Below are 12,407 nucleotides of genomic sequence, written 5' to 3' on the forward strand. Positions count from 1 at the left end.
GCCGGTGGCACGATTGGAGGTGAGAAGGCCAGGAGAGCCAAGCTCGAATGGCAATCAAAGCCCGAGGCGATATCGCCGTCGGTGGGTTTGGCATGCGCGACTGCATAAGCGCAAACTTATCCACCATCCTTCCAACGGATGCGATAAAGGTCGAAGCGGCGGTCGCGCAGGTTGCGCACCGCACCCTGCGAGCGGGCCCATTGCAGGGTCGAGAGGTTGAGATCGGCAACGACAACCATCTCCACGTTCTCGCTGGCTTCTGCCGCAATCCCGTCGCGGGCGAAGGGCATGTCCGAGGGCGTAAAGATCGAGGAATGAGCGTAGTTGATGTCGAGATTGTCGACATTGGCGAGGTTGCCGGTAATCCCCGAGGTCACGACATAGCACTGGTTCTCGATGGTGCGGGCCTGGCAGCAATATTTCACCCGCAGGTGACCCTGGCGCGTATCGGTGCAGTAGGGCACGAACATGATGCGGGCGCCCTGATCGGCGAGACGCCGGGCCACCTCGGGAAACTCGCTGTCGTAGCAGATCATCACCCCGATCGGACCGCAATCTGTGTCGATCACATCCACGGAATCGCCGCCCACGATGCCCCAATAATCCCGTTCGTCGGGCGTGGGATGCATCTTTTCCTGGGCGTGGACGGTGCCGTCACGCAAAAAGACATAGCAGACGTTCTGGATGTCCTCGTCTTCGGTGATCGTGGGATGGGTGCCACCGATGATGTTGATGTTGTATTTGAGCGCCATCTGCTGCATGCGCTCGATAAATTGCGGCGTGTATTCGGTCAGCCGCAGGATCGCCTCATGGGGCGGTTGCTCGGGTTCGCTCGAGAGCAGCATCAGAGTGAACAGTTCGGGAAAGACCACGAAGTCGGATGCGTAGTCCGCCGCCACGTCCGCGAAATATTCCATGTGCGTAAAAAACGCCTCAGCGTCGGCGAACCGGCGCGCCTCGAGCTGCACCGTGGTCACGCGCACGGTCTCGCGGCTGCGCCGGTGCGCCGGGCGTGCCTCGTCTTCTTCGTCATAGCGCGGATTGCGCCACACCATGAGCGCAGCGTGCCCCCCCGAAGCCTTGTCGTCGGGATGGTAATTGCGCAGCAACAATTCGGGCTCAAAGCCGAGCTTCATCTGAAAGCTGGCCACCGGATCGCGCACTTCGCGGTCCACCACAGCCTGGAAATACTGACTGGCGCGCGGATAGTCCTTCTTGTTGCGCCGATAACCCGGCAGGCGCCCGCCAAAGGCGATGCCCTTGAGCCAGAGTTCCTCGCACAACCGCTGGCGCGCCTCATAGAGCCGCCGACCAATTCGGCTGCGCTGGCGGCCCGGATCGACACACACTTCAACGCCATAGAGCCATTCGCCCTTGCCATTATGCAGCGAGCCATAACCGGCCCCGGTGATGTTTTCCCAGGTGTGCTGCTTGAAGATCTGCTTTTCGGCCAATTGCAGCGTTGCCGCATAGCCCACGATCTGCCCGTCATAGACGGCAACGAACTGGCCCTCGGGAAAGGCGTTGATCTGCCCGCGGATCGTGCCGGGAAGGTAAGGTCCTTCTTCGGGGTACACCCTCTGGGTCAGCTTGATGATGGCAGGGATATCGCGAATCTTGGCAGTCCGCACCTCAAGGAGCGGCTTGTCGGAAAGTTTGGGCACGGGGTGGAAACCTCGTTATCGATCAAATCAAAAATGGATTGTGCCGGCGGCGCGCCGTCAGCCTATAGCATGACAACGCCTCACCGCCACTTTTGCTCCCTTAGTGCGTCTCTTGCGCCACCAACTCAAGCGCTCGTCCATAAAGCGCCTCGCCGTCGATGCCGTTTTCAGCGGTTTCGGCAAACCAGTTGTCGATGGTTATCTGCGCTGCAGCACGCCAGCGTGCGGTCTCTTCGGCGTCGAGGGTCACTATCGTATTGCCTTCGGCCAGCGCCTGATCGCGGGCGACGATGTCATCGGAATCGTTGGCCGCTCCGAACCGTCCGGCCCATTCGATTCCCGAATTGGCGTCGATCACCGCCTTGAGGTCATCGGGCAGGCTCTCGTAGCTATCGCGGTTCATCACGAAGGCAAAGGTCTGGGTATAGAGCCCATGGTCACCCGAGAACTCGGTATGGTGGGAAACGATCTCGCTGGTGCGCAGCGCCATGGTCACCTGCCAGGGAATGGTTGCCGCGTCGATCACGCCCCGCGACAGGCTTTCAGGCACCTGCGGGACGGGCATGCCGATGGCCTCGGCCCCCAGATCGGTCAGCATGGCCGAGATGACCCGCGACCCACCGCGTACCTTGAGGCCGGCAAGATCCTCGAGTGTTTCAATGGGGCCGGAGGAATGAAAAACGCCAGGTCCATGGGTATGGACGGCAATCAGCTTGACGCCGGCAAACTCGTCCATGGCATTTTCTTCGACAAAGCGCTGGAAGGCACGCGAGGTGTCCTCGGCATTGGTGACGAGAAACGGCATTTCGAACACTTCGGACTTTGGAAAGCGACCGGGGGTATAGCCGAGCACCGTCCAGATCAGGTCGACAACGCCGTCCTGGGCCTGATCGAACAGATTGGCGGGCGCGCCGCCGAGGATCATTGAAGGATAATATTCGATCTTTATCCTCCCGTCCGACTGGTCCTCTATAGTCTCGGCCCACGGAATGAGGCCCTCACGCGGTACGCTGTCGGTCATGGGCAAGAATTGGTGCAACCGGAACGTGTACTCTTGAGCCGGCGCGGACGAAATAAAGGCAGCGCCACAAAGCGCTGCCGCGAACAGGGTTCTGGTGATCATGAATGGTCCCCAAATGCGCGGGACCAGCAAGGGTGCCTCTCACCCTGTGCGAGTTCGATCCCGCTCCGGGCGATCGGGATGGCCCGGGCGCCGGTTCCCCCGACGCCCGGATTGATTAGCCGATCACTGCTCCGGGCTCAACCGCAGAATCTGCCCAGGATCGGCGTCGGTAATGAGATAAAGCGCGCCATCAGGTCCCTCGGTTACATCGCGGATACGATGGGGAAAACCGTCTCCGAACAGGAACTCGTCGCCCAGCACCTCTTCGCCCTCGAGGTCGATGCGGATCAGGTCGGTGCCGGCAAGAGCCCCCATAAAGGCGTCACCCTGCCATTGGGGGAACAGATCGCCCGTGTAGAACGCCAGCCCGGATGGCGCCGGGGATGGTACCCAGGTCCGTTCGGCTTCCACCAGGTCGTCGGGCAGGTCTTGAGGCGGGTTGATGGGATCGCCCGAATATTCGGTGCCTTCGGTCAACAACGGCCAGCCGTAGTTTCCACCGGGCACGACCTTGTTGAGCTCGTCGCCGCCGCGCGGTCCATGTTCGGCCACCCAGAGCTGATCGGTTTGAGGATGCATGTCGGCACCCTGCATGTTGCGATGACCATAACTCCAGATTTCGGGCAACGCGCCTTGTGTATCGACAAAGGGGTTGTCCTCGGGCACCGACCCGTCGGGCAGGATGCGGATCACCTTGCCCAGGTGTGAATCGAGATCCTGCGCCTGAACGCGGAACTCGGCATCGGACCGCTCACCGGTGGTGATGAACAGATAGCCATCATTGTCGAACGTCAGCCGGGAGCCAAAATGCAGCGTCGAGGGCAGCTTGGGCTGTTGAGAGAAGATGACTTCGACATCGGACAATTGACTCCTGTCCTCGCTCAGAACCCCGCGTGCCACGGCCGTGGAATTTGTCCCGGCCTCATCGCCGGGTTCGGCGTAGCTCACATAGACATAGCGGTTGGATTCAAATTCGGGGTCGAGCGCCACATCGAGCAGACCGCCCTGCCCCTCGAAAACCACTTCGGGCACCCCCGTGATCGGATCGGAAATTGTCCCGTCTGCCGCAACATGGCGCAAATTGCCCGACCGTTCGGTCACCAACATGCTGTCGTCGGGCAAAAATACCATGCCCCATGGAAACTGCAGCCCCTCGACAACCGGATCGAGCGCCACAGCGCCGGCTTCGGTTTCATAGGTTTGGGCGATAGCGGGAGTCGTCAGTGCCGTTGCACACACAAGACCGGCAAGAGCTTGGCGGAACATTGGTTTCTCCTCTTGGATTGGCATAAAATGCCAACCCTGCGAGGCATGTCCGGTTCCGCTCGCCGGCGATCACGATGGTGTCAGTAGCCCGAGCCGCCGCCGGCCCCAAACCATTTTTCATAGTCAGAAACCAGCAGATGGATCGGATCGACGTCCTCCTCGATTGCGGAGAACCGTCCGATGGGATCGAGGAACGTGTTGTCGGTCCTGTCGTCGTTGACCGTTGAAACCTCGCCGATCAGCACGTCGCCCCCCTCGCCCCAGAATTTGTGCCAATTGCCCGGCAACAGGGTCACGCTTTCGCCGGGTGAGAGTTCGAGAATACCACCCGCAGGCAGAACGCGGCGGATGCCATCGGTAAACACCTCGACCTCCCCGGATGTATCGATGCCTTCGCCCGTTCCGTCATCATTGTAGAGCTGGAGCGCCAGCGTGGCGCCGCCGCGATTGATGATGTCCTCGGCCTTTATGGTGTGGCGGTGCATGGGCGAAATCTGGTCGTGACGCGAGATCATGATCTTTTCGGCATAGAGCATACCGCGCCCCTTGCCAAGATCGGCCGCATCGCCGTTGCGGACGGTGAACAGGAACAGGCCGAGCGCATCGAAATCGCCCTGCCCGTAATCGGTCACGTCCCAGCCCAACCCGGAGCGCAAGATATTGTCAATCTGGTCCTGCTTGTCCTTCATTTCGGACGGTGTCCAATATGCAAAGGGGGGCAGGATATAGCCGAAAGAGCGGATGAATTCGTCCGCTTCGGAAATGATGTCATTGACGCGGGAACGCTTCATCCCGTGATCTCCGTCTGCTCAATATGTTTCCGCCAAATGGCTGATCCGCAAACTGTTTTGGAGATCGTCCAGGCCCGGCGCCGCACCCCTGCGAGGCGAGAAGCTAAGGGTTGCCGGACGACCGGGCAAGAGGGTGATACAATTGTCCGAGAAATATCCCGCAGGTTCGACTTGCGCCGTGACAAAGAAGGCACACGCGTCCGATTGCACGGTGAGTTCAGAGCCGTTCGCGCATCAGAACTACCCCTCCGCAACAGCCTCGCGTGATACGCGAGCCAGTTCAGGTGCTGATTCAAGTCCGATAGAAACATCGAGTCCGTGCAAGGGTTTGGCAGCACCCTCCATATCCACGGCAATCATATCGAGTGTGATCTCCGCACATGCCGGGCCCTCGCTCATGCCCTTGATGACGACATCTAATTTAGTTCAATGTCTGGGCGAAATGGAAAACTCCAATGACGGACGCCCCGGGAGACAATGATGGACGAGAACGAGCGCGACAATCCCGGCCTTCCCCACCTGCCGCCGACCTATCCGGTTGGCTTTCTGGCTTTGGCTATCATTTTGGAGTTCTTGGTTCCACTCCGGTTCCTGGCCGCTCCGGCAGTGTTCTCGCTGCAAACACTGATCGGCGGCGTGCTGCTCGTCTTGGGCCTCTCGCTCGACATCTGGGCCTTCCGGCTATTTAGGGCCGCCGGGACCAACCCCGAGCCTTTCAAACCGACCACGGCAATCGTCGCACGCGGGCCCTACAGGTTCACGCGCAATCCTATGTATGTGGGATTCCTGCTGAGCTTTACGGGCATTGGCCTGCTGTTTTCGCTGGAATGGACGCTGATCGCGCTGCCTGTCCTGTGGTTCGTCCTCGATCGCGTGGTGGTTCAACGCGAAGAGGCCTACCTTGCCCGCAAGTTCGGGGCCGACTACGAAACATTTCTCGCAACGACCCGCCGCTGGCTTTGACTATTCGGCGGCTTGCTCATCCTTGAGGTCGAGGAAGCCGCCGGATTGGCGTTCCCAGAGCCGGGCATAGTGGCCACCCCACGCCAACAGCGCCTCATGCGTACCCTCTTCGACAACACGCCCATGATCGAGGATGACCAGCCGGTCCATGGCGGCAATGGTCGAGAGGCGATGGGCTATGGCAATCACCGTCTTGCCGTCCATGAGCTTGTCGAGCTGGCTCTGAATGGCGGCTTCCACCTCGCTGTCGAGGGCAGACGTTGCCTCGTCGAGGACGAGGATCGGCGCGTCCTTGAGCAGAACCCGTGCTATGGCGACACGCTGGCGCTGCCCGCCGGAAAGCTTGACCCCGCGCTCGCCGACCTGCGCGTGATAATCCGTCCGGCCGCGGCTGTCCTTGAGATCCATGATGAAATCATGGGCTTCGGCGCTCTTGGCAGCAGCGATCATTTCCTCCTCGTTCGCTCCGGCCCTGCCGAACAGGATGTTGGCCTTGACCGAACGGTGCAGCAGGGCTGTGTCCTGGGTCACCACCCCGATATTGGCGCGAAGAGATTCCTGGGTAACCTTTGAAATGTCCTGTCCGTCGATCAGGATGCGCCCGCTTTCCAGGTCGTAAAAACGCAGCAGCAGATTGACGAGCGTGGATTTTCCGGCGCCCGAATGACCGACCAGCCCGATCTTTTCGCCGGGGCGCACGTTGAGATCGACGCCCTCGATGATGCCCTTTTCGCGGCCGTAGTGAAACCTGACATTTTCGAACTTGATCCCGGCGCCTGTGACCTTGAGCGGCTCAGCGTCAGGCGCGTCCGTCAATTCGAGAGGCTGGGCGATGGTTTCCATCGCGTTCTGGGCAACGCCGAAATGGCGCATCATGCCGTTGAGCTGCCCCATGAGGCGCCCCTGCATCATGTTGAGGCGCAGCACCAGGCTGAGCGTGAAGGCGATAGCGCCCACGGTAATGGCGTTTGCCGTCCAGAGCTGGATGGCCAGCCAGCCGAAAGCCATGATCATTACGGTGCTCAGCAGGCCCATGGAGGCCCGCATGCCCGTCACGAGACGCGCCAACCGGGTTGAGGAATCGAGGAAACGCTCGAACCCCTTTTTGACGTAGGTGTCGTTGTCTTCGGCGTTGCCGAACAGACGCAGGGTCTGGACGTTGGCGAAGCTGTCGGTGATCCGGCCGTTGAGCACCGAAGCATTTTCGGCGTTCTCTGCGGCGCGGGAGCGCATGCGCGGCACATAATAGCGGGCCATCAGGAGAATGGCAGCGATCCAGATCACCACAAGCGCCGCCATGCGCCAGTCGAGCTGGGCAAAAAGGAAAATTGTCGTGCCGGCAAAAATGGTCAGCGCCCAGCCGATCTGGATGACGCTGGCGACGAAATCGTTGAGCGATTGGGCGGCCTGGGACACCTTGGTGACCAGCCGTCCCGCGAAATCATCGTTGAAAAACCGGATAGACTGGCGCGATACATAGCCATAGGTCTGCCAGCGCACCATTGTGTTGAACCCGCGCCCGATGGTTTGTTCCTCGACCAGCGCCTGCAACGCGGGCGCCGCAAAGCGCCCCACCACCACAACGACCAACATCATGGCAAGCTCGGTGCCATGGGCGGAAATCAGCCCGGCCCAGCCGCCCGCTGCATCGGTGCTTTCCAGCAGATCGATGAGCCGGCCCATATAGAAAAAGAACAGCGCCTCGAACAGCGAGGTGAGGCCCGTAAACAAGAGGACCGCGAGGTAGGGCGCCTTGGCCTGGCGGATATAATACCAAAGGAACGCCCAGATCGTGTCGGGCGGCTGGATATCTCCCTTGTGCTCGAAGGGCATGATCCAGGTTTCGAAGATTTTCGAGATGCGGGCGGGAAGGCTGAGGGTCTCTTGCGTCATGTTCTGATAAATGGCGTCGGCGAGAGATTATGTCAAGATATATCTTAGAAACACGCTTACGCCGCCACCAGCCTTCCCGTTTTTCACGCTATTGCGCGGCAACCTCCTCGGCATCCGCGTCGATGAAGCCGCCGGACTGGCGGGCCCACAGGCGGGCATAGGTGCCGCCCGTTTCCACAAGCTCGGCATGGGTGCCTTGTTCCACCACCCTGCCCTCTTCGAGGACAATGAGCCGATCCATGGCGGCGATCGTCGAGAGCCGGTGGGCAATGGCGATCACCGTCTTACCTTCCATAAGCATGTCGAGCTGGCTTTGAATTGCCGCTTCGACTTCGGAATCGAGCGCCGAAGTTGCCTCGTCGAGCACCAGGATCGGCGCATCCTTGAGCAGCACGCGCGCAATCGCGATGCGTTGGCGCTGGCCGCCCGAGAGCTTGACGCCACGCTCGCCGACATGAGCATCGTAGCCCTTGCGGCCCTTGGCATCGACCAGCGTCAGAATGAAGTCATGGGCTTCGGCCTGCCGCGCGGCGTCGATCATCTGCTCATCGGTGGCATCGGGGCGACCGTACTTGATATTGTCGGCCACCGAACGGTGCAGGAGCGATGTGTCCTGGGTCACGACCCCGATGTTGGCGCGCAGCGAATCCTGGGCGACCGATGCCACGTCGGTGCCATCGATGAACACGTGCCCGCTCTGGCGATCGTAAAAGCGCAGCAGCAGATTGACGATCGTCGACTTGCCGGCCCCCGAACGTCCGACAAGGCCGATCTTTTCCCCCGCGCGGATATGCAGGTTGAGCCCTTCGATAACCTTGGAGCTCTCATCGTCACCCTTCTTGCCGTAGTTGAACGCCACGTCCTTGAAGACGATATCGCCCTTAACCCGTTCAAGCCTTGGCGCATCGGGTTCATCGGCGACGATCGAGGGGAGCGAGAGCGAATTGATGCCGTCCCGCACCGTGCCGATGTTCTCAAACAGCGCCGACATTTCCCACATGATCCACTGGCTCATGCCCTGGAAGCGCAGAACGATGGCAGCGGCCGCCGCAACGGCACCGGCGCTGACCAGATCGTCGAGCCAGAGCCAGATGCCGACAAAGCCCACGGCAAACAGCAACAATCCATTGAGAATGGTAATGCCTTGGTTGAGGATCGTCACATAGCGCATCTGGCCGTGGACGGTATCGAGGAACTCGTCCATTGCTTCTCGGGCGTAGGTTTCCTCGCGGCTCGAATGGGAGAACAGCTTGACCGTCGCGATGTTGGTGTAGCTGTCGACAATCCGGCCGGTCATCATCGAGCGCGCGTCGGCCTGCAGTTCGGAAATCTTGCCCAGTTTGGGCACATAATAGCGCAGCAGCAAGACATAGGCGATGACCCAGACAATGAAGGGCAGCGCCAGCCAGACATTGTTCATGGCCGCCAGAACCACGGCACCGATGAAATAGACAATGACGTAATTGAGCACGTCGAGCAATTTCATCACCGTTTCGCGTACGGCGAGCGCTGTCTGCATCACTTTGGTGGCGATGCGGCCGGCAAATTCGTCCTGGAAATAGCTCATCGATTGGCGGATGAGATAGCGGTGCGCCATCCAGCGGATACGCTGGGGAAAATTGCCCAGAAGCGTCTGGTGGATGATCAGGTTCGAAATCAGCACCAGCGTCGGCACGACGAGCAGCACGAACAGGCTCATCCAGAACAGCATCGGACCTTCCTGGGCCAGGAAGGTGTCCTTGTCGGCAGCCGAAAGCCAGTCGATCACGTTGCCGAGGAACCCGAACAGGGCGATTTCGGCCAGTGCAACCAGCGTCGAGAGCACCGCCATGGCAATCAGGGGCAGCTTTACGCCGTCCATATAGTGCAGGCAGAAGGCCAGCAGCGTATTGGGCGGCTGCGAAGGCGCTTCAGGCGGATAGGGATTGAGCAGTTTTTCGAACCAGCGGAACATCGGACAACCAGAAGGGAAGAGAACCCGGCATTCCCGCCCGCGCCTTCCCACATGCGCAAGCGGAACCTGAGGTGATTAATTTAACAAGATAATACTTGATAAATTCAATTCCGAAATTCGTCAAGCACTGACCTTGCCGCAAGGACGCTGCAGCATCTGTAAATCCGACACCGGATAAATCCGTTGGACAGCCGCACAGAATAGCAGCCTTGGGAATGAGTCGCATGTCTCTTGGATGACACCGGCCCAGCGCAGCGCGACCCTTAACAAAGTGGAAATATTTTTTTCGGTCCTAAGTGACTCTGCCGACTCGACAATTCCGGTCCGCGCAAATGCCGGCAAAAAATGCCTATGGACAAGAGTCATGCAACCGATTCAAAGTCTTAGCATCACGAAATTGGTAGGGGCAGCCGCTGGAACGCGGTTGATCGGGCATGGGTTCGGCGGAGACATCCGGCGGCAGCGATATGGGATTCGGGGACCAAGCCAAAGGCCTGGTGCAGCGTCTTCTGGCCGCCGGGAACCTGCCGGTTCCTGCCCTTTTGGCGCTTGTTGCGACCCTTGCCTCGGCGGCGCTTTTCATTGGCAATGATTTTGCCCGCTCACAGATCGACCTTGAGAAGCGGGCTCAACTGGTTGCTGCCCTTGCCGCGGCCCAGATTGCACCGGACCAATTCGACACCCTGCCCTCCAGCTTGCCCTTGCTGCCGTCCGGATTTTCGGACAGCACCCATTTTGTTGTTCTCGGCGCCGATGGGCAGGTGCTCCTCGGTGTATCGCCCGCAGCGACGGGAGACGATGCCAGCCCACTCCTGCCGCGAGATCAATATGTTCATGCCAGAGCGCCGCTCACGAATGACGCGGGCGAAGTCGCTGTGTTCATTTCCCGGTTTTCCGTTCTCGACGATCTCGCGTGGCGCCATGGCTGGATTCTTGCCGGCCTGTTGTTGGGCGCGGGGCTGATCGTTCACACGAGCTACCGGCGGACCAGACGTGGCGCGGCCCTGCTTCCAGCCATCGAAGCCGTGCCATACGGACTGGCACATTGGTCTGAGGACGGGCTTCTGGTCTGCACCAACCCCGCTTTTGCGCGTCTCTTGCGGCTTGATCGGACGGCAACAATGCCCGGCGCCTGTTACTCCGATATCAGCGAAACGATTTCAGGCGAAGTTTCCGCCCGTCCGGTCCTCGATACCGAGCGCCAGCGTGTCGTCGAGGTGGCGCGCGAGGATGGCTCGGTTGTGATGCTCGACGAACGCCCCTGCCCGTCCGGCGGCTTCATCACCATCGTCACCGACATTACCGAGCGCAAGGCCGCCGACCGCCTGCTGGGTTCGATCCGGGAAGAACAGCGCCAGCTCGCCCGGCGCTACCACGAGGAAAAGGTAAAGGCCGAGGCTTCAAGCCGTGCCAAGACGAGCTTTCTTTCCCACCTCTCCCACGATATCCGCACACCGCTCAATCACATAATCGGCTTTGCCGACATGATCGCGCTCGAGACCTTCGGTCCCCTGGGCGACCCCAAATATCGATCCTATGTCACCGACATCAAATGCGCCGGCGAAAAGCTGCTGACGTCCTTTGCGGAAATTCTTGAATTCGCCGAACTCGAAGGTGGCCGTAAGACTCTCAAAAAAGAGACCATCGCCATCGACGATCTGCTTTCAGGCTGTTCGATCCGCTTTGCCGGCCGCGCCGCCAAGGCCGGCGTACGGCTCGACGTGGCGCGGCGCGCCCAGGGCGACCTTCTGGCCGACCGGCACTATCTCGACCGCATGCTCGCCAATCTGATCGAAAACGCTTTGCGATTCACTCCGGCCGGCGGCTTGATCCGGGTCGCCGCCTGGCCAGCGGACAATGGCGTCGTGCTTGAAGTGACCGATACCGGCGCGGGCATGAGCCAAGAGCAGATGAGCAAGCTCTCCCAGCCTTTCGCGCTTCCCGATGCCGCCTTCACGCGGGACCATGACGGCGTCGGCCTGGGCATCGCCATCGCGCGGGCCGTGGCGGAACAAAGCGGCGGGCGGCTGGCCATAGATTCGCTGGAGGGAATCGGGACCACGGTGGCCATTTCCCTGCCCATGGCGCCGGCGCAGGAACACAAATTGCCAACCCCGATTTCAATTGCCACGGCGCAGGCGGCCTAGCCTCTCATGTTCTTGTAAAATTGAGCGGCTGCCGCGCTCACTTCCGCGCGCATCGCCACGATGTCGGCCTCCAGTCTGGCGAAATCGGGATAGTTGGCACGGCGCGCCACCAGTTCACGGAAGGCCGGTGTCCAGCCCTCGTCCTTGAGCGGATCGAGAAGGCAAGCGCTCATCAATTGCAGGATCGTCGCATAGGTCGCATGGATTTCCGCGAGGCGCTCGCCTTGCGGAAGGATGCCTGTTTCCGTCAGCCTTAAGAGCACTTTGGCTGGCGGGGCCTGTGGCACATCGAGCTTTGCCCCTTCGAGAAGTTGCGCCGTCTGGGCGACAAATTCCAGATCGACCAGCCCGCCATCATGGAGCTTGAGATCGAAAGGGTGACGCGGCGGACGCTCCCTGGCCATCAGGGCGCGCATGTCGAGAACATCTCCCACGATTTTTGCCCGGTCGCGCGGAAGCGCCATGATGCGGGCAATCTCGCTATCGACGGTTTCGGCCAGTCCCTCATCACCGATCGCCACGCGGGCGCGGGTCAGCGCCAGATGCTCCCATGTCCAGGCCTCATCGCTCTGATAGGTGCGGAAGCGCTTCAGGCTGGTGGCCAGC

The 12,407-nt window shown here is 60.4% G+C and carries 8 protein-coding genes and 1 pseudogene; 2 read left to right on the forward strand and 7 right to left on the reverse strand.

What is annotated here, in order from left to right; genetic code table 11:
* Positions 1-116: 116 nt before the first annotated feature.
* From AACZ55_RS12635 to AACZ55_RS12650, 4 genes are all read right to left on the reverse strand, one after another.
* A complete protein-coding gene (locus tag AACZ55_RS12635) occupies positions 117-1,664 on the reverse strand; it encodes a carbon-nitrogen hydrolase family protein (protein WP_338607337.1) in 1,548 nt (515 codons plus the stop codon).
* A 100-nt stretch (positions 1,665-1,764) separates the two neighbouring features.
* Positions 1,765-2,787, reverse strand: coding sequence for a TRAP transporter substrate-binding protein (locus AACZ55_RS12640; protein ID WP_338607338.1), 1,023 nt, complete (start codon positions 2,785-2,787; stop codon positions 1,765-1,767).
* 123 nt (positions 2,788-2,910) lie between these two features.
* A complete protein-coding gene (locus AACZ55_RS12645) occupies positions 2,911-4,053 on the reverse strand; it encodes a PQQ-dependent sugar dehydrogenase (protein ID WP_339646598.1) in 1,143 nt (380 codons plus the stop codon).
* 80 nt (positions 4,054-4,133) lie between these two features.
* Entirely contained in the window at positions 4,134-4,844 is a 711-nt protein-coding gene (locus AACZ55_RS12650; RefSeq protein ID WP_339646600.1) for a D-lyxose/D-mannose family sugar isomerase, read from the reverse strand.
* 477 nt (positions 4,845-5,321) lie between these two features.
* Between AACZ55_RS12650 and AACZ55_RS12655 the strand changes: the two genes are divergently transcribed.
* Positions 5,322-5,807, forward strand: coding sequence for an isoprenylcysteine carboxylmethyltransferase family protein (locus AACZ55_RS12655; RefSeq protein ID WP_338607341.1), 486 nt, complete (start codon positions 5,322-5,324; stop codon positions 5,805-5,807).
* Here AACZ55_RS12655 and AACZ55_RS12660 read toward each other — a convergent pair whose 3' ends face one another.
* Both AACZ55_RS12660 and AACZ55_RS12665 read right to left on the reverse strand, forming a co-directional pair.
* Complete coding sequence (locus tag AACZ55_RS12660; protein WP_339646603.1) at positions 5,808-7,700, reverse strand: ABC transporter ATP-binding protein; 1,893 nt, start codon at positions 7,698-7,700, stop codon at positions 5,808-5,810.
* 88 nt (positions 7,701-7,788) lie between these two features.
* Entirely contained in the window at positions 7,789-9,654 is a 1,866-nt protein-coding gene (locus AACZ55_RS12665) for an ABC transporter ATP-binding protein (protein ID WP_339646606.1), read from the reverse strand.
* Positions 9,655-10,121: 467 nt separating this feature from the next.
* Here AACZ55_RS12665 and AACZ55_RS12670 point away from each other — a divergent pair, with 467 nt between their 5' ends.
* Entirely contained in the window at positions 10,122-11,801 is a 1,680-nt protein-coding gene (locus AACZ55_RS12670) for an ATP-binding protein (RefSeq protein ID WP_339646608.1), read from the forward strand.
* Here AACZ55_RS12670 and AACZ55_RS12675 read toward each other — a convergent pair.
* Positions 11,798-12,407 (reverse strand): annotated as a pseudogene (locus AACZ55_RS12675) (bifunctional [glutamine synthetase] adenylyltransferase/[glutamine synthetase]-adenylyl-L-tyrosine phosphorylase); the annotation flags it as partial. The gene AACZ55_RS12670 and the pseudogene AACZ55_RS12675 overlap by 4 nt on opposite strands.

The organism is uncultured Pelagibacterium sp., assembly GCF_963972885.1.
Lineage (GTDB): Bacteria > Pseudomonadota > Alphaproteobacteria > Rhizobiales > Devosiaceae > Pelagibacterium > Pelagibacterium nitratireducens.